The organism is Marinobacter lacisalsi (assembly GCF_042651045.1).
In the GTDB taxonomy this organism is placed as follows: domain Bacteria; phylum Pseudomonadota; class Gammaproteobacteria; order Pseudomonadales; family Oleiphilaceae; genus Marinobacter; species Marinobacter lacisalsi.
On the sequence record NZ_JBHSDI010000012.1, the window covers coordinates 266,272 to 283,010 of the forward strand.

Consider the following 16,739-nt stretch of genomic DNA (forward strand, 5'->3'; position numbering starts at 1 on the left):
CCTTTCAGCCACAAGACCACACTTTCCATGCCACCACGGACCTTTCCAGGCCTGACTCTCGGGCTGCTGCTTACCGCCGCCACAGGCGCCCTTGCCGACACCCTGTCCCCCGAAAAGCTGACGGAACTCGCAGCTTCCGACGCCTGGCTCACACTCGGCCACTATCATCCGGATACCCTGGGCTCCGGGCACACCGGCCAGGCCGATGACGCCAGTTTTTTCCTCGCCGAGAACGGCAAGCACGACCCACGGGCGGAACTGAAGGCCACGATCGATGCGATCACCGCCCCCGTGAGCGGTGAACCCAACGCGCATGCCCGATGCCAGTTCCCGGCCCGCGACGCCTGGATCCGCTCCCAACTGGAGCTGCCCGCACCTGAGCCGGCGTGCACCGACTTCAATGACTGGAAAGCGCAGCTGAACACCCGCGCCGTCACCATGGTTTTTGCCGCTTCCTACCTGAACAGTCCTTCCTCCATGTTCGGGCATACCTTTCTGCGGCTGGATCCACCGAAAGAAGACGGCGAGACCAATCTGCTGCTGGCCAACACCATCTCCTATGCCGCCGATGCCGCGGAGCATGACAGTGAAATCCTGTTTGCCTACCGGGGAATCGTTGGCGGCTACCCCGGGATCACCTCCGTTCGCCCCTACTATGAAATGGTGAAGGTGTATTCCGATATCGAAAACCGGGATCTTTGGGAATACGAGCTCAACCTGAACCAGGACGAGGTCGACCAGATGCTGGCCCATACCTGGGAGATACGGAACCGCAATTTCGACTATTACTTCTTTGACGAAAACTGTGCCTACCGACTGCTGGCCCTGATCGACGTTGCGCGCCCCGGCACCGGACTGCTGGACGAAGTCAGCACCCACGCCATTCCCTCGGACACCATCCGTTGGATAGTCGACCGTGACCTGGTGGCGGACGTCACCTATCGCCCCTCCTCTGCCACCCAGGTAGGCCATGCACTGAACAGCCTCGACAGCAACGAGCGGCAGCTGTCAGCAGCGATCGCCAACGGCTATGTGCGCGTGGACGACACCGAAGTGCGATCGTTGCCTGACGCCTCAAAGGCGAAGGTGCTTGATGCCACCTACGACTATGTCCGCCATCAGACCCAGGAAGAGGACTGGCCCCGGGATTTTGCTGCCCCCCTGTCCCACGACCTGCTGGTCGCACGCAGCCAACTGGACGATCAGCCACCCATAGCCCCCCCGGAGCGACCCGAGGTTCGGGATGATCAGGGCCACGACACCATGCGCATCGGCGTTGCTGGCGGCTACACGGGAGCCCGACACTACACGGAGCTGTCGCTGCGTCCTGCCTACCACGACCTTCTCGATCCGCCGGCAGGTTACCGCCCTGGCGCCCAGCTGCAGTTCCTGCGTTTGGACACACGGCTTTACCATGATCACCAGGAATTGCAGGTTGAACGCCTGGTGGGTGTCGGTATTCGCTCACTGACGCCCCGGGATGCGTTCTTTACCCCGCTCTCATGGCAGGTGAGTTTTGGCGGCCGGCGCTCGGAAGTGGCTGACGGCGACCGGATCTTTACACCCTATGTGGAAGGTGGCGCCGGTGGCACCTGGCGCCTTGGCAGCCAGCTCAGGGCACTGACCATGGTCACCGGTGACCTGGAGATAAGCAAGCACATGCGGCGGGGCTACGACATAGCCCCCGGCGCCGATCTGGCCCTGCTCCGCCAGGGCGATCTCGTAAGCCTGATGACCGGCCTGCGTAGCAAAGCCTGGATCGCCGGCGACCAGCATCGGGAGGATACGTTATACCTTGAAGGCGCCTGGCACTTCGGGCGGGATTACAGCATAAAAGCGTCACTGGAGAGGAACCACCACTACGACCGGTATGAAAGCCTATGGAAGCTCGGATTCCGCGCCTACTTCTGATCGTCACGCTGACCAGCCTGGGACTGCTACAAAGTGGTTGCACCAGCCTGTTCTTTTTTCCGGACCGGCAGGTTTACATTACGCCTGACCGCCTGGAACTGGCCCATGACGAGATCTGGATCGATACCCCGGACGGAGAAACCCTGCATGCGTGGTGGCTACCGGCCCAGGGCAACGCCCGCGGCCATGTCTATTTCCTTCACGGCAATGCCCAGAATATCAGCAGCCATATCCTTAACGTGGCCTGGCTGCCTGAGGCAGGCTACAACGTCCTGCTGATCGACTATCGGGGGTATGGTCAGTCCTCCGGCGCACCCGACCTGGAGGGCGCGTTGCACGACGCGGAGACAGGTCTGCGCTGGCTGGGTCGGGAAAGGGACACTGACGAGCTTCCGCTCTACCTGCTGGGCCAGAGTCTGGGTGGCGCCGTGGCCATCACGCTGGCGAGTGAATGGGTTCCTCGCAATGAACACCCGCCTCTATCCGGAGTTATCGCAGACAGCACCTTTTCGGGTTTTCGCGCCATCGCCCGGGAAAAACTGGATAACTTCTGGCTGACATGGCCATTTCAGATACCGCTGAGCTGGACGGTCACCGACCAGTACGAGGGCGTGGACCTTATAGGCAGGATCAGCCCGGTGCCCGTTATGATCATTCACAGCGTTCGGGACGGTATCATCCCCATCCACCACGGCCTTGCCCTCTACGAGGCCGCGGAAGAGCCCAAACGTTTCCTGCGCACCGACATGCCCCATGCGGGTAGCTTCATGCTGCCCGAATACCAGGAGGCCCTGTTACGGTTCATGGAAGAGTCGTCAAGCCGATAGGCGTCCGACCAGTCCACGGCATGGCTTGGACATCCAACACCCTGCTCCCTGTCCTGCAGACAAAAAAAAGCCGGAAGCTTGTGGCCCCCGGCTTTTTCTCGGATACGACGACGAAACTTACTCGTCATCGACCTCTTCGGCTTCAATGTCCACAGGACGACCAACCAGCTCGACGAATGCCATCGGGGCATTATCGCCGGCACGGAAGCCGCACTTGAGGATACGCAGATAGCCACCAGGACGTTCGCTGTAACGCGGGCCCAGCTCGTCAAAGAGCTTGGCGACTGCTGCATCGTCGCGCAGGCGGGAAAATGCCAGACGACGATTGGCAACCGAATCATTCTTGGCGAGCGTGATCAACGGCTCCGCTACCCGACGAAGTTCCTTCGCCTTGGGCAGGGTTGTTTTGATCAGCTCATGACCAACCAGTGACGCAGTCATGTTCCGAAACATGGCCTTGCGATGCGCACTGGTCCTGCTGAACTTACGACCACTCTTACGATGACGCATTGCTCTTATTCCTTAACTCGAACTAATCGGCGATCAACCGCCCAGAACCCGGTCATCACCACGAAGGCTTGCCGGCGGCCAGTTGTCAAGACGCATACCCAGGGACAGGCCACGGGAGGCCAGCACGTCCTTAATTTCGGTAAGCGACTTTTTACCCAGGTTAGGCGTCTTCAGCAGCTCTACTTCTGTCCGCTGGATGAGATCGCCGATGTAGTAAATGTTTTCTGCTTTGAGGCAGTTTGCTGAACGGACCGTCAGCTCCAGATCATCCACCGGACGCAGCAGGATCGGATCGATTTCTTCCTCTTCCTCTACGTTCTCCGGCTCTTTCTCATGATCGAAGTCGACAAAGACGGCCAGCTGCTGCTGGAGAATGGTGGCGGCCCGGCGAATCGCTTCTTCCGGATCGATCGTACCATTGGTCTCCAGGTCGATAACCAGCTTGTCCAGGTCGGTACGCTGCTCTACACGGGCACTTTCAACCGCGTAGGCGACGCGACGTACCGGACTGAAGGTAGCGTCCAGCTGCAGGCGTCCAATCGCACGGGTCTCGTCTTCATCAAGACCGCGCTGGTCAGCAGGCTCGTAACCACGGCCGCGCATAACCTTCAGGCGCATGTTCACTTCACCCTTTTCACTCAGGTGACAGATCACATGATCCGGATTGGTCACTTCAACATCGTGATCCAGCGCGATGTCGCCAGCGGTCACAACACCCGGGCCTTTCTTGCTGAGGGAGACCTCAGCTTCGTCACGCCCGCCCATCTTGACCGCGATGCCCTTGAGGTTCAGAAGAATCTCAATGACGTCCTCCTGAACGCCCTCAATAGCACTGTACTCGTGCAGCACACCGTCGATCTGCGCCTCGGTGATGGCACAGCCCGGCATTGAGGACAAGAGGATACGGCGCAGGGCACTGCCCAGGGTATGACCGAAGCCACGCTCGAGCGGCTCCAGAGTCACCTTGGCGCGAGTGCTGCTCAGCTCCTTCACGTCGATGGTACGAGGTGTCAATAACTCATGTACTGAACGCTGCATAGACGCCCCTATCTGCTCTCGTTGCTAATGGACTTTACTTGGAGTAAAGCTCGACGATGAGGTTCTCGTTGATGTCCGACGACAATTCGGTACGCTCAGGTACCGTCTTGAAGGTGCCGGTCATCTTGTTGGCGTCAACCTCGACCCATTCTACCGGGGCACGACTCGCAGCGAGATCCAGCGCACCCTTGACGCGCAACTGGTTCTTGGCCTTTTCACGGATGCTCACCACGTCACCGGGACGAACCTGGTAGGACGGGATGTTCACCGGCTTGTCGTTCACCAGAACCGCCTTGTGGGATACCAGCTGACGTGCTTCGGCGCGGGTGCAGCCAAAGCCCATGCGGTAAACCACGTTGTCGAGACGGGCTTCCAGCAATTGCAGCAGATTCTCGCCGGTAGCGCCCTTCAGACGGGCAGCTTCCTTGTAATAGTTGCGGAACTGCTTCTCCAGTACGCCGTAGATACGACGGACTTTCTGTTTTTCACGGAGCTGTACGCCATATTCGGACAGACGACCACGACGGGTGCCATGCATGCCCGGCGGCTGTTCGATGTTGCACTTTGACTCAAGCGCACGAACACCACTTTTCAGGAAAAGATCTGTCCCCTCACGGCGAGACAGCTTACATTTCGGACCTATGTAACGTGCCATATCTAACTGTCTCCTTTAAACGCGGCGCTTCTTGGGCGGACGACAGCCGTTATGGGGAATCGGCGTCACATCAGTAATGTTCGTAATCTTGTAGCCACACGCATTCAGCGCGCGAACTGCAGATTCACGTCCGGGCCCGGGACCCTTAACCTCTACGTCCAGGTTTTTAAGGCCGTATTCAGCAGCCGCATTACCGGCTCTTTCAGCTGCTACCTGCGCAGCAAAAGGTGTGCTCTTGCGTGAACCACGGAAACCGGAACCACCAGAAGTGGCCCAGGACAGGACGTTGCCCTGACGGTCGGAAATGGTCACGATAGTGTTGTTGAAGGACGCGTGGATATGCGCGACGCCATCAACAACCGTCTTTTTCACCTTTTTACGGGTACGTGTACCTGGCTTTGCCATGTTTGCCTACCTGCTTACTTTCGAATCGGTTTGCGAGGACCTTTACGGGTGCGCGCGTTGGTCTTGGTGCGCTGGCCACGAACCGGAAGGCCGTGACGATGACGCAGACCACGGTGGCAACCGAGATCCTTCAAACGCTTGATGTTCATCTGGACTTCGCGACGCAGATCACCTTCAACGGTCAGCTTGCCCACTTCAGTACGAAGCGACTCCACTTCCTCGTCGGACAGGTCCTTGATCTTGGCGTCCTTCTGGACACCTGCTGCATCACAAAGCTTCTGGGCTGCTGTCTTGCCAACACCAAAGATGTAGGTCAGCGAGATAACAGCATGTTTGTTGTCGGGTATATTGACACCGGCTATACGTGCCATTCAGATTACTCCGCGTTCAAAGCTTTGCTGTGTGAATGTTCCGCCACAAATAGGGCGCGAAATAATAGCGCTTGACCCCGTACGGAGTCAAGCGCTATCAGTCAAGCCCTGTTCGCGACCAGTCCTGATTTCTGGGAAATCAGCCCTGGCGCTGCTTGTGACGAGGCTCCGTGCAAATGACCCGTACTGAGCCATTGCGACGAATTACTTTGCAGTTACGGCAAATTTTCTTTACCGAAGCGCGTACTTTCATTGTCGACTCCAGATTTCAATGGGGGCTGACGGATCAGCCCCGGCCATAGCCCTTGAGGTTGGACTTCTTCATCAGCGATTCGTACTGATGGGACATCAGGTGAGACTGCACCTGGGCCATGAAATCCATTACCACGACTACCACAATCAGCAACGACGTACCGCCCAGATAGAACGGCACATTACCTGCCACCATCAACAACTGCGGGAACAGGGATACCGCTGCAATATACATCGCACCGAAGAGCGTCAGACGAGTCAGCACGCCATCAATGTACTTGGCGGTCTGCTCTCCCGGCCGAATACCCGGAATAAAGGCACCGGACCGCTTCAGGTTGTCAGCCACCTCTTTCGGGTTGTACATCAGTGCCGTGTAGAAGAAGCAGAAGAATATTACTGCTGCCGCAAACAGGATGATGTACAGCGGCTGACTGGGCGCCAGCGCCTGAGACAGCGAGCTCAGCCACTCCATGCCCTCACCCTGACCGAACCACTGCCCCAGCGACGCCGGGAACAGCAGGATGGACGAGGCAAAGATGGGAGGGATAACACCAGCCATGTTCACTTTCAGAGGCAGGTGGCTGGACTGCTGGGCAAACACCCTCCGGCCCTGCTGCCGTTTCGCATAGTTGATGGTCAGGCGACGCTGACCTCGCTCCATGAAGACCACGAAACCAACCACGGCGACGGCCAGGACACCAATGCCGAGCACTACCAACAGGCTCATCTCACCGCTGCGGGCCTGCTCCAGAGTCTGCCCGATCGCACCGGGCAGACCAGCGACGATACCCGCGAAGATCAGCAGCGAAATGCCGTTGCCGATGCCACGCTCGGTAATCTGCTCACCCAGCCACATCATGAACACCGCACCGCTCACGAAGGAGACCACGGCCACAAAGTGGAAGCTGAAGCTGTCGTTAAAGGTCACACCCTGGGACGCGAGCCCCATGGAGATACCCATACCCTGCACCAGGGCCAGCACCACCGTACCGTAACGGGTGTACTGACTGATCTTGCGGCGCCCGGACTCACCCTCTTTCTTGAGTTGCTCAAGTTTCGGGCTCACCGCCGTCATCAACTGCATGATGATCGACGCCGAGATGTAAGGCATGATGCCGAGGGCGAAGATACTCATCCGCTCAAGCGCACCACCGGAGAACATGTTGAACATGCTCAGGATCGTGCCCTGATTCTGATCAAACAGTGCCGCCAGGCGATCCGGATTGATCCCCGGGACCGGAATATGCGCGCCGATCCGGTAGATCAGCAGCGCCAGGACCACAAACCAGAGCCGCGAACGCAGCTCTGAGAGTCCCTTACCCGCACCCGCAGGCGTTGATGATGTCTTGGCCATGCAGTCCTCGACTCGCCTTATTCTTCGATTTTGCCACCCGCGGCAGTGATTGCCTCGCGAGCGCCCTTGGTCACCTTCATGCCCTTGACCGTCACCGGACGGGTCAGTTCACCGGACAGGATGACACGCGCTACGCGGATTTCTTCACGGATCACGTCGGCTTTCTTCAGGGCTTCCAGGTCGGCTACATCGCCGTCAACCTTGGCCAGTTCGTTAAGCCGGATCTCCGCCACGTAACGCTGCTGACGGGAGGTGAAACCGAACTTCGGCAGACGACGGGCCAGCGGCTGCTGACCGCCCTCGAAACCTGGCGCAACGGAGCCACCGGAGCGGGCCTTCAGACCCTTGTGCCCGCGACCGCCGGTCTTGCCAAGGCCACTACCAATACCACGACCAACGCGCTTGGCGGACGGGCGTGAACCCGGTTCCGGACTAAGTTCGTTCAGACGCATCTTAGTTCTCCTCGACCCGTACCAGGTAGTTTACCCGGTTGATCATACCGCGGATGGACGGTGTATCTTCCACTTCCACGGTGTGACCGATTTTACGAAGACCCAGACCCTTCACACACAGTTTGTGCTTGGGCTGACAGCTGATCGGGCTGCGGGTCAATGTTACTTTGATTGTCTTGTTCGCCATGACTTCAACCCAGAATATCTTCCACGGTCTTGCCGCGCTTGGCTGCAACATCTTCAGGCGCATTCATGGCCTGGAGACCCTTGATGGTGGAACGTACCACGTTCACCGGGTTGGTAGACCCGTAACACTTGGACAGTACGTTCTGAACACCTGCCACTTCCATTACCGCACGCATCGCACCACCGGCGATGATACCGGTACCTTCAGAGGCCGGCTGCATGTAGACCTTGGAGCCGCCATGCTGAGCCTTGACCGGATACTGCAGGGTGTTGCCGTCGAGAGCAACGTCCACCATATTTTTACGCGCAGCTTCCATGGCCTTCTGGATGGCAACCGGAACTTCCCGGGCCTTGCCACGGCCGAAGCCTACACGACCCTTGCCATCACCCACTACTGTCAGTGCAGTGAAGGCAAAGATACGACCGCCCTTAACCACTTTGGCTACGCGGTTAACCTGAACCAGCTTTTCCTGGAGCTCAGGCGCCTTCTGTTCGTTAACGCTCATCTTCTCCACCTCTTAGAATTGCAAGCCAGCTTCACGGGCGGCGTCGGCCAGGGCCTGGACGCGACCATGGTAACGGTAACCGGACCGGTCAAAAGCGACCTTTTCGACACCAGCAGCCTTGGCACGCTCAGCAATCAGCTGGCCCACCTTGGTGGCTGCATCCACATTTCCCGTAGCACCCTGACGCAGGTCCTTGTCCAGCGTCGAGGCAGAAGCGATAACCTTGCTGCCATCTGCGGTGGTGACCTGGGCGTACATATGCCGCGGTGTACGGTGTACACAGAGGCGGTCAGTGCCCAGCTTACGGATCTTCATGCGCACCTTACGTGCGCGACGCAATCTTTCAGTATTCGCGCTCATAGTCCCGCCTTATTTCTTCTTGGCTTCTTTGCGTCTGACCTGCTCATCCGAGTAACGAACACCCTTGCCCTTATACGGCTCGGGCGGACGGAACGCGCGGATTTCAGCAGCGACCTGGCCAACCTGTTGCTTGTCGATCCCGCGGATAACAACCTCCGTATTGGACGGAGTTTCAGCGGTGACCCCCTCGGGCAGCTCGTACTCAACCGGGTGTGAGAAACCCAGTGTCAGGTTGAGCTTCTTGCCCTGTGCCTGTGCCCGGTAACCAACGCCGGTCAGGTTGAGCCTGCGCTCGAACCCGGAAGAAACGCCGGTAACCATGTTGTTGACCAGCGCACGGGTAGTGCCAGCAAGAGCGCGGGACTGTTTGGCACCATCACGGGGACCGAAGCGCAGTACGTTATCGTCCTGCGTTACTTCCACCGCCTGGTGAATGGTGAAATCAAGCGCTCCCTTGGAGCCCTTTACGTTAATGTCCTGTCCGTTCAGCTTAACCTCAACACCGGAAGGCAGCACGACAGGATTATTGGCAACCCTGGACATGTGTATCTCCTAAAATACGGTGCAGATGACTTCGCCACCAACGCCGGCCGCTCGTGCAGCGCGGTCGGTCATAACGCCCTTGGACGTAGACACGATGGCGACCCCAAGCCCACCTGCCACCTTGGGCAGAGAACCGGCGCCGTTGTACTGGCGCAAACTGGGGCGGCTGACACGCTGAATGTCCTCAATAACCGGCTTACCGCCGAAGTATTTGAGGGTAATGGTCAGTTCCGGCTTGGCGTCAGCTGAGACGGAATAATCCTCGACATAGCCTTCGTCCTTCAGGACCTGGGCTACTGAGGCCTTCATTTTGGAAGACGGCATGGCCACGTCGGCCTTCTGTGCCATCTGTGCGTTACGGATACGGGTCAGCATATCCGCAAGCGTGTCTTGCATACTCATTGGTATGAGGCTCCTGATCTTTTTAGTTGTGCAGCGGCTTGCCGCACCGCTTACCAACGATCGCCGCGATAAACTGCGGCGACAATTACCAGCTTGACTTGGTCAGGCCCGGGACATCGCCACGCATGCCGTGCTCACGGAGTTTGATCCGTGACAGCTCGAACTTGCGCAGGACGCCGTGGGGACGACCGGTAACCTGGCAACGATTGCGAAGACGCGAGGGGCTGGCATCACGAGGAAGCTTTTGCAGCTTGATCTGTGCGTCCCAACGTTCTTCGTCGCTGATATTCGGGTTCTTGATAATCGCCTTGAGCTCGGCGCGCTTGGCGGCGTACTTCTGTACCGTCTTTTCGCGCTTGAGCTCACGGTTCTTCATGGAAACCTTTGCCATGTCACTCGTTCCTTATTTCTTGAACGGAAAGCCAAAGGCTTTCAACAGTTCGCGGCCTTCGTCATCGGTTCCAGCAGTCGTGGTGATGGTGATATCCAGACCCCGGATCTTGTCGGCCTTGTCGTAGTCGATTTCCGGGAAAATGATCTGCTCACGCACACCCATGCTGTAGTTTCCACGACCATCGAAGGACTTCGGATTCAGACCACGGAAGTCACGAACGCGGGGAATCGCGATGTGAACCAGGCGATCAAAGAAGTCCCACATGCGCTCGCCACGCAGGGTCACTTTACAACCGATGGGCCAACCTTCACGGATCTTGAAACCGGCAACGGATTTACGTGCCTTGGTCACAACAGGCTTCTGGCCCGCCAGACGTTCAAGATCTGCAACGGCGTTCTCGATCAGCTTCTTGTCGCCAACCGCTTCGCCGACACCCATGTTCAGGGTGATTTTCTCGATACGCGGTACCTGCATGACGTTCTTGTAGCTGAACTCTTTCTGCAGAGCCGGTACCACTTCCTTACCGTATTGCTCTTTACTGTTAAGCATCGTAACCACCACCCTTACTGGTTATCGACAGCTTCATTCGTGGACTTGAACATCCGCACCTTGGCGCCGTCTTCCTTGATCTGGAAGCCTACGCGATCGGCCTTGCCGGTCTGCGGATTAAAAATAGCCACGTTGGAAGCCTGGATAGGCGCTTCTTTCTCGACGATGCCACCCTGGGTACCCAGCATCGGGTTAGGCTTGGTGTGTTTCTTCATCATGTTGATGCCAGAAACCACCAGGCGACCGTCATCCTGAACCTTCAGGACTTTGCCGCGCTTGCCCTTGTCTTTACCCGTGGTCACGATGACTTCGTCATCTCGTTTGATCTTTTTCATAACCGGCCTCTGGTCCTTAAAGTACTTCGGGTGCCAGTGAGATAATTTTCATAAACTTCTCGTTACGCAGTTCGCGGGTTACCGGCCCGAAAATACGGGTACCGATGGGCGCGTCCTGGTTGTTAAGAAGTACCGCCGCGTTGCCATCAAAGCGGATCAGCGACCCGTCCGGACGACGAACACCCTTACGGGTTCTTACAACGACAGCGTTGAGAACCTGGCCTTTCTTCACCTTGCCGCGGGGGATGGCTTCCTTGACGGTCACCTTGATGATATCCCCTACCTTGGCATAACGCCGGTGTGAACCGCCCAGGACCTTGATGCACTGCACCTGACGCGCGCCGCTGTTATCAGCGACTTCAAGCATGGTTTGAGTTTGAATCATGGTTGTTCTCCGGGCGAATTACACCTTGGAAGCGCGTACGGTGACTTCAACCAGAGCCCAACTCTTGTTCTTCGAGATGGGGCGGGTTTCCTGGATGGTTACCAGATCACCGATACTGCACTGATTCTGTTCGTCATGAGCCTGGATCTTGGTGGAGCGCTTTACGTACTTGCCGTAAAGCGGGTGCTTCACCTGACGCTCCACCAGAACAACAACAGACTTGTCCATCTTGTTGCTCACGACCTTGCCGCTGAGGGTTCTGGCAGTTTTGGTAGCTTCAGTCATGTTACTGTCCTGCCTTTTCATTCATTACCGTTTTCACACGAGCAATGTCGCGCTTCACCTTGCCGAGAAGGTGACTCTGATTCAGCTGACCTGTCGCCTTACGCATACGCAGGTTGAACTGCTCCTTCAGGAGGTCGATCAGCTCATTGTTCAGCTCGTCGACTGATTTCTCACGCAGCTCTGTTGCTTTCATCACATCACCGTCCTCGTTACAAAGGTGGTCTGAACGGGCAGTTTGGCAGCGGCAAGAGTGAACGCGTCACGTGCCACTTCTTCGGGAACCCCCTCCATTTCGTACAACATACGACCTGGCTGGATTTCCGCTACCCAGTACTCGACAGAACCCTTACCTTTACCCATACGTACTTCGAGCGGCTTGCTGGAGATCGGCTTGTCCGGGAACACCCGGATCCAGATCTTTCCGCCCCGCTTGATCCGACGCGTCATGGTACGACGGGCCGCCTCAATCTGGCGTGCTGTTATACGCCCACGGGTTGTCGCTTTCAATCCGTATTCACCGAAGCTCACCTTGTTGGCGCGATGAGCAAGACCAGTGTTACGGCCTTTCATTACCTTTCGGAATTTCGTGCGTTTTGGCTGCAGCATACGAGTGCCCCTTTACTTGGAACCTTTCTTGCGAGAGGCATTCTTGTCAGCGCGGACCTCGTCCATGCCACCAAGAATCTCACCCTTGAAGATCCATACCTTTACGCCGATGATGCCGTAGGTGGTCTTCGCTTCGTAGGTGGCGTAATCAATGTCTGCACGCAGTGTGTGCAGCGGAACGCGACCTTCACGGTACCACTCGGAACGGGCAATTTCGGCGCCCCCGAGACGACCACCAACCTGAATCTTGATGCCCTTGGCACCCTGACGCATGGCGTTCTGTACCGCGCGCTTCATGGCACGACGGAACATCACGCGACGCTCGAGCTGACCGGCAACGTTTTGCGCTACCAGCTTGGCATCCAGATCCGGCTTGCGGACTTCCTCGATGTTGATGTGCACGGGCACACCCATCAGCTCGCCAACTTCGCGACGCAGACGGTCAACATCTTCACCCTTTTTACCGATAACGATACCGGGACGGGCGGTATGGATCGTGATGCGGGCATTTTGAGCCGGGCGCTCGATCACGATCTTGCTGACTGACGCCTTTACAAGACGCTTTTCCAGGAATGTGCGAACCTGAATATCATTCAGCAGTTTTTTCGCATAGTCCTTCTTCTCGGCATACCAGACAGAGTTGTGCTCTTTGACAACCCCGAGGCGCATGCCGGTCGGATTTACTTTATGACCCATCTGAGCATCTCCTACTTGTCGGCGACCTTGACGGTGATATGACAGGTGCGCTTCAAAATACGGTCAGCGCGCCCCTTGGCTCGAGCTTTGATCCGCTTGAGCGTCGGACCTTCATCCACCATGACGGTGGAAACCCGCAGATCATCTACGTCCAGACCTTCGTTATGCTCAGCGTTGGCAATGGCGGACTCAAGAGCTTTCTTGATGATCACCGATGCCTTCTTCGGGCTGAAAGTCAGAATGTTAAGGGCGTCCTCAACTGCCTTTCCACGTACCTGGTCAGCGACAAGACGTGCTTTCTGAGCAGAGAGGCGAGCGCCCTTGTACTTGGCTGCTACTTCCATTTCGTTTCCCCTCACAATCAGCGTTTAGCTTTCTTGTCGGCAGCATGACCACGGTAAGAACGCGTTGCCGCGAACTCGCCCAGCTTGTGACCTACCATATCTTCGGTCACATAGACGGGCACGTGTTGCTTGCCGTTGTGGACTGCAATGGTCAAACCAACGAACTCCGGAAAGATCGTGGAACGACGGGACCAGGTCTTGATTGGCCGCTTGTCGTTCGCTTCCAGAGCTGTTTCGACCTTCTTCATCAGATGCAGGTCTATAAAAGGACCTTTCTTCAAAGAACGTGGCACAGCAATTACCTCTATGTAGTCGTTTACTTGGCCGAACGACGACGTACTATCATCTTGTCAGTACGCTTGTTCTTACGAGTCTTATGCCCTTTGGTCGGAACACCCCACGGAGTAACCGGGTGACGCCCGCCAGAGGTACGCCCTTCACCACCACCATGTGGGTGGTCAACTGGGTTCATAGCAACACCACGTACTGTTGGCCGTTTGCCGCGCCAACGTGATGCACCCGCTTTACCAAGCTGCTTGAGGCTGTGCTCGCTGTTGGATACTTCACCCAGCGTTGCACGGCATTCTACAAGCACCTTTCGCATTTCACCTGAGCGCAGGCGGATGGTGGCATAAGCCCCTTCCCTTGCAACCAGCTGTACGGATGCGCCCGCGGAGCGAGCCAGCTGGGCACCTTTGCCAGGCTTGAGTTCGACGCAGTGGATCACGGAACCAACCGGAATGTTCCTGATTGGCAGCGTGGAGCCCACCTTGATCGGTGCGTCGATACCGGAGCGCACAGGATCACCGATGCTCATGCCCTTGGGAGCGATAATATAGCGACGCTCGCCATCGGCGTACTTCAGCAGTGCAATGTGCGCAGAGCGGTTCGGATCGTATTCCAGGCGCTCGATGACCGCCGGAATACCATCTTTGGTCCGCTTGAAATCAATGACGCGGTAGTGCTGCTTGTGGCCACCACCAACGTGACGGGTAGTGATACGACCAAAATGGTTACGACCACCCGATTTGCTCTTCGATTCTACCAACGGCTCGTAAGGGCGCCCCTTGTGGAGATCCGGGTTGTAAAGCTTTACAACGTGACGGCGTCCGGCAGATGTTGGTTTGGTTTTGACGATCGGCATATTACGACCCCTTTACCTTATTCCACATCCAGAAAATCGATGTCCTGACCTTCCGCAAGCTTCACATAAGCCTTACGGATGTCAGCACGCTTGCCGAAGCCGCGAACGGTACGCTTGAGCTTACCCTTACGGTTCAGAACCTGAACACCTTCGACGGTGACGTTGAACAGCTGCTCAACGGCTTTCTTGATCTCCGGCTTGCTCGCATCCGGGGCGACCCGGAATACAACGTGGTTGCTTTCAGCAGCCAGAGAGGTCTTTTCTGATACGTGCGGTCCCAGTAGAACCTTGTAGATACGTTCCTGATTCATCCCAGCATCTCCTCGATCTTCTTAAGAGCCGGAACGGTAACCACAACCTTCTCAAAGGCAACCAGGCTTACCGGATCAAGGCCAGCAACGTCGCGCACGTCTACGTGCGGAATATTGCGGGACGCCAGATGAAGGTTCTGCTCTACATTCTCGGCGAGGATCAGGGCATTGGTAACACCCAGACCCTTCAGCTTCTCGCTGAACGCCTTGGTCTTCGGGCTGTCGACATTGATGTCGTCAACCAGCACCAGGCGTTCCTGACGAACCAGCTCGGAAAAAATGGACTGCATCGCGGCCCGATACATCTTGCGGTTAACCTTCTGCTCAAAGCTGCGAGGCTTGGCCGCAAATGTCACACCACCGGAGCGCCAGATCGGGCTGCGAATGGTACCGGCACGGGCACGACCCGTTCCCTTCTGACGCCACGGCTTCTTGCCACCGCCGCTGACTTCAGAACGGGTCTTCTGAGCCTTGGTACCCTGACGACCACCAGCCATGTAGGCGGTGACGACCTGGTGAACCAACGACTCGTTGAATTCTTTGGCGAACGCGGCGTCGGATACCGAAACACCCTTGCCGCTACCTGTAATTGTCAATTCCATCGCACCGCTCCTCAGGCTTTAACTGCAGGCTTGATGATCACGTTGCCACCGGTAGCACCGGGAACAGCGCCACGAACCAGCAGCAGATTGCGCTCGGCGTCAACACGAACCACTTCCAGATTCTGGGTGGTTACCTGCTTGTTGCCCATCTGACCGGCCATCTTCTTGCCCTTGAATACCTTACCCGGGGTCTGGTTCTGACCAATGGAACCCGGAGCACGGTGAGACAGGGAGTTACCGTGGGTAGCGTCCTGCATGGAGAAGTTCCAGCGCTTCACGCCGCCCTGGAAACCCTTACCCTTGGAATGGGCAGTGGCATCCACGGTCTGACCGTCTTCAAAAACGGACACGGTGATTTCGCCGCCGGCCTGCAGATCGTCGCCTTCACCATCGGCGAGACGGAATTCCCACAGACCACGACCGGCCTCAACACCCGCTTTCGCGTAATGACCAGCTTGCGCCTTGGATACCCGGGAGGGACGACGGTTGCCGACCGTTACCTGAACGGCACGATAGCCATCGCTTTCGAGGGTCTTCAGTTGGGTAATGCGGTTAGCTTCAACCTCGATTACCGTTACGGGCACTGAGCGCCCGTCTTCCGTAAAAATACGGGTCATTCCGGCCTTACGACCGACTACACCAATTGCCATGTTTCACCTCTATAGTGTACGGGGCTCGCACCCTCTATGGCCTTAGGACAGTTACACTGACCAATACCGGTCCGGTATTAGCCGAGGCTGATCTGAACGTCTACACCCGCTGCCAGATCCAGCTTCATCAAAGCATCTACTGTCTTTTCCGTCGGCTCGACGATGTCGAGCAAACGCTTATGAGTACGAATTTCATACTGATCGCGCGCGTCTTTGTTGACGTGCGGGGAGATCAGGATGGTGTACTTTTCCTTCCGCGTCGGCAGAGGGATAGGTCCACGCACCTGAGCGCCGGTCCGCTTTGCGGTATCGACAATCTCCTGCGTGGACTGGTCGATCAGGCGATAATCAAACGCCTTCAACCGGATTCGAATCTTTTGGCTTTGCATGATGCACCAAACTCCACTCGTAGCAGCTACTGTTAGCCGACCTTCAAAAAAAGGAGCCGCATTGTATGCATAATACCCAGCAGTGTCAAGCAGCTATCCAGCCACCCACAATGCAGGGTGTACGTACTTGCGGAACAGAAAAAGGGGCTGCAAAGCAGCCCCTTTTCCGGACCATCGAAGCAACTTACTCGATGATCTTGGAAACCACGCCGGCACCAACGGTACGGCCACCTTCGCGAATCGCGAAGCGCAGGCCATCTTCCATGGCGATCGGAGC

Annotated in this window: 31 protein-coding genes; 2 read left to right on the plus strand and 29 right to left on the minus strand. The window is 57.0% G+C overall.

Annotated features, from left to right (window positions below; translation table 11 throughout):
* Positions 1–27 precede the first annotated feature (27 nt).
* Together ACFOZ5_RS09750 and ACFOZ5_RS09755 are read left to right on the plus strand one after the other, a co-directional pair.
* Complete coding sequence (locus ACFOZ5_RS09750; protein WP_379886859.1) at positions 28–1,911, plus strand: Lnb N-terminal periplasmic domain-containing protein; 1,884 nt, start codon at positions 28–30, stop codon at positions 1,909–1,911.
* Positions 1,881–2,738, plus strand: a complete 858-nt coding sequence (locus ACFOZ5_RS09755; RefSeq protein ID WP_379886860.1) for an alpha/beta hydrolase — start codon at positions 1,881–1,883, stop codon at positions 2,736–2,738. The genes ACFOZ5_RS09750 and ACFOZ5_RS09755 overlap by 31 nt, the downstream gene beginning before the upstream one ends.
* Positions 2,739–2,855: 117 nt before the next feature.
* On the opposite strand, the gene rplQ is transcribed toward ACFOZ5_RS09755, so the two are convergent.
* The 29 genes from rplQ to ACFOZ5_RS09900 form a co-directional block, all read right to left on the minus strand.
* Positions 2,856–3,248: a 50S ribosomal protein L17 gene (gene rplQ, locus ACFOZ5_RS09760; protein ID WP_379886861.1), complete on the minus strand. Its 393-nt coding sequence runs from the start codon at positions 3,246–3,248 to the stop codon at positions 2,856–2,858.
* Between the two features lie 33 nt (positions 3,249–3,281).
* Entirely contained in the window at positions 3,282–4,286 is a 1,005-nt protein-coding gene (locus ACFOZ5_RS09765) for a DNA-directed RNA polymerase subunit alpha (RefSeq protein ID WP_379886862.1), read from the minus strand.
* 34 nt (positions 4,287–4,320) lie between these two features.
* Complete coding sequence (gene rpsD, locus ACFOZ5_RS09770) at positions 4,321–4,941, minus strand: 30S ribosomal protein S4 (RefSeq protein ID WP_379886864.1); 621 nt, start codon at positions 4,939–4,941, stop codon at positions 4,321–4,323.
* Between the two features lie 15 nt (positions 4,942–4,956).
* Positions 4,957–5,346 (minus strand): 30S ribosomal protein S11, encoded by a 390-nt coding sequence (gene rpsK, locus ACFOZ5_RS09775; protein ID WP_007153992.1) that lies wholly within the window; start codon positions 5,344–5,346, stop codon positions 4,957–4,959.
* A 14-nt stretch (positions 5,347–5,360) separates the two neighbouring features.
* Positions 5,361–5,717, minus strand: a complete 357-nt coding sequence (gene rpsM / locus ACFOZ5_RS09780; RefSeq protein ID WP_379886865.1) for a 30S ribosomal protein S13 — start codon at positions 5,715–5,717, stop codon at positions 5,361–5,363.
* A 139-nt stretch (positions 5,718–5,856) separates the two neighbouring features.
* Entirely contained in the window at positions 5,857–5,970 is a 114-nt protein-coding gene (rpmJ, locus tag ACFOZ5_RS09785) for a 50S ribosomal protein L36 (protein ID WP_004580765.1), read from the minus strand.
* A 33-nt stretch (positions 5,971–6,003) separates the two neighbouring features.
* Complete coding sequence (gene secY / locus ACFOZ5_RS09790) at positions 6,004–7,323, minus strand: preprotein translocase subunit SecY (protein WP_379886866.1); 1,320 nt, start codon at positions 7,321–7,323, stop codon at positions 6,004–6,006.
* A 17-nt stretch (positions 7,324–7,340) separates the two neighbouring features.
* On the minus strand, positions 7,341–7,775 hold the full coding sequence (gene rplO, locus ACFOZ5_RS09795) for a 50S ribosomal protein L15 (protein ID WP_379886867.1): 435 nt from the start codon (positions 7,773–7,775) through the stop codon (positions 7,341–7,343).
* 1 nt (position 7,776) lies between these two features.
* On the minus strand, positions 7,777–7,962 hold the full coding sequence (gene rpmD, locus ACFOZ5_RS09800) for a 50S ribosomal protein L30 (RefSeq protein ID WP_092016150.1): 186 nt from the start codon (positions 7,960–7,962) through the stop codon (positions 7,777–7,779).
* A gap of 4 nt (positions 7,963–7,966) precedes the next feature.
* Positions 7,967–8,467, minus strand: coding sequence for a 30S ribosomal protein S5 (gene rpsE / locus ACFOZ5_RS09805; RefSeq protein WP_379886868.1), 501 nt, complete (start codon positions 8,465–8,467; stop codon positions 7,967–7,969).
* Between the two features lie 12 nt (positions 8,468–8,479).
* Positions 8,480–8,827, minus strand: coding sequence for a 50S ribosomal protein L18 (gene rplR, locus ACFOZ5_RS09810; RefSeq protein ID WP_189577157.1), 348 nt, complete (start codon positions 8,825–8,827; stop codon positions 8,480–8,482).
* 9 nt (positions 8,828–8,836) lie between these two features.
* A complete protein-coding gene (gene rplF / locus ACFOZ5_RS09815; protein ID WP_379886869.1) occupies positions 8,837–9,370 on the minus strand; it encodes a 50S ribosomal protein L6 in 534 nt (177 codons plus the stop codon).
* Between the two features lie 9 nt (positions 9,371–9,379).
* On the minus strand, positions 9,380–9,772 hold the full coding sequence (gene rpsH / locus ACFOZ5_RS09820) for a 30S ribosomal protein S8 (protein WP_379886870.1): 393 nt from the start codon (positions 9,770–9,772) through the stop codon (positions 9,380–9,382).
* Between the two features lie 85 nt (positions 9,773–9,857).
* Positions 9,858–10,163, minus strand: coding sequence for a 30S ribosomal protein S14 (gene rpsN / locus ACFOZ5_RS09825; protein WP_379886871.1), 306 nt, complete (start codon positions 10,161–10,163; stop codon positions 9,858–9,860).
* A 12-nt stretch (positions 10,164–10,175) separates the two neighbouring features.
* Complete coding sequence (gene rplE, locus ACFOZ5_RS09830) at positions 10,176–10,715, minus strand: 50S ribosomal protein L5 (RefSeq protein WP_379886872.1); 540 nt, start codon at positions 10,713–10,715, stop codon at positions 10,176–10,178.
* A gap of 14 nt (positions 10,716–10,729) precedes the next feature.
* Entirely contained in the window at positions 10,730–11,050 is a 321-nt protein-coding gene (gene rplX, locus ACFOZ5_RS09835) for a 50S ribosomal protein L24 (RefSeq protein ID WP_379886873.1), read from the minus strand.
* 16 nt (positions 11,051–11,066) lie between these two features.
* Complete coding sequence (gene rplN / locus ACFOZ5_RS09840; RefSeq protein ID WP_379886874.1) at positions 11,067–11,435, minus strand: 50S ribosomal protein L14; 369 nt, start codon at positions 11,433–11,435, stop codon at positions 11,067–11,069.
* An 18-nt stretch (positions 11,436–11,453) separates the two neighbouring features.
* Positions 11,454–11,720 carry a 30S ribosomal protein S17 gene (rpsQ, locus tag ACFOZ5_RS09845; RefSeq protein WP_379886875.1) on the minus strand — a complete coding sequence of 89 codons (267 nt, stop codon included), beginning with the start codon at positions 11,718–11,720 and terminating at the stop codon, positions 11,454–11,456.
* Position 11,721: 1 nt separating this feature from the next.
* On the minus strand, positions 11,722–11,913 hold the full coding sequence (rpmC, locus tag ACFOZ5_RS09850) for a 50S ribosomal protein L29 (protein WP_379886887.1): 192 nt from the start codon (positions 11,911–11,913) through the stop codon (positions 11,722–11,724).
* On the minus strand, positions 11,913–12,326 hold the full coding sequence (rplP, locus tag ACFOZ5_RS09855; protein WP_328187359.1) for a 50S ribosomal protein L16: 414 nt from the start codon (positions 12,324–12,326) through the stop codon (positions 11,913–11,915). The genes rpmC and rplP overlap by 1 nt, the downstream gene beginning before the upstream one ends.
* 12 nt (positions 12,327–12,338) lie before the next feature.
* Positions 12,339–13,022 carry a 30S ribosomal protein S3 gene (gene rpsC, locus ACFOZ5_RS09860; protein ID WP_379886876.1) on the minus strand — a complete coding sequence of 228 codons (684 nt, stop codon included), beginning with the start codon at positions 13,020–13,022 and terminating at the stop codon, positions 12,339–12,341.
* Positions 13,023–13,033: 11 nt separating this feature from the next.
* Entirely contained in the window at positions 13,034–13,366 is a 333-nt protein-coding gene (rplV, locus tag ACFOZ5_RS09865) for a 50S ribosomal protein L22 (protein WP_189577139.1), read from the minus strand.
* 17 nt (positions 13,367–13,383) lie between these two features.
* Complete coding sequence (gene rpsS, locus ACFOZ5_RS09870) at positions 13,384–13,659, minus strand: 30S ribosomal protein S19 (protein WP_189577137.1); 276 nt, start codon at positions 13,657–13,659, stop codon at positions 13,384–13,386.
* 23 nt (positions 13,660–13,682) lie between these two features.
* Positions 13,683–14,510 (minus strand): 50S ribosomal protein L2, encoded by an 828-nt coding sequence (rplB, locus tag ACFOZ5_RS09875; protein WP_379886877.1) that lies wholly within the window; start codon positions 14,508–14,510, stop codon positions 13,683–13,685.
* Positions 14,511–14,527: 17 nt separating this feature from the next.
* Positions 14,528–14,821, minus strand: coding sequence for a 50S ribosomal protein L23 (rplW, locus tag ACFOZ5_RS09880; protein WP_379886878.1), 294 nt, complete (start codon positions 14,819–14,821; stop codon positions 14,528–14,530).
* Positions 14,818–15,423 carry a 50S ribosomal protein L4 gene (rplD, locus tag ACFOZ5_RS09885; RefSeq protein ID WP_379886879.1) on the minus strand — a complete coding sequence of 202 codons (606 nt, stop codon included), beginning with the start codon at positions 15,421–15,423 and terminating at the stop codon, positions 14,818–14,820. Before rplD ends, rplW begins: the two co-directional genes overlap by 4 nt.
* Positions 15,424–15,434: 11 nt before the next feature.
* Positions 15,435–16,073, minus strand: coding sequence for a 50S ribosomal protein L3 (gene rplC, locus ACFOZ5_RS09890; RefSeq protein ID WP_379886880.1), 639 nt, complete (start codon positions 16,071–16,073; stop codon positions 15,435–15,437).
* Positions 16,074–16,150: 77 nt separating this feature from the next.
* The gene (rpsJ, locus tag ACFOZ5_RS09895) at positions 16,151–16,462 is read right to left on the minus strand and encodes a 30S ribosomal protein S10 (RefSeq protein WP_077529290.1); all 312 of its coding nucleotides are present in this window, start codon (positions 16,460–16,462) and stop codon (positions 16,151–16,153) included.
* A 184-nt stretch (positions 16,463–16,646) separates the two neighbouring features.
* Positions 16,647–16,739, minus strand: a 93-nt coding sequence (locus ACFOZ5_RS09900; RefSeq protein WP_207545791.1) for an EF-Tu C-terminal domain-related protein, incomplete at its 5' end; no start/stop codon positions are given.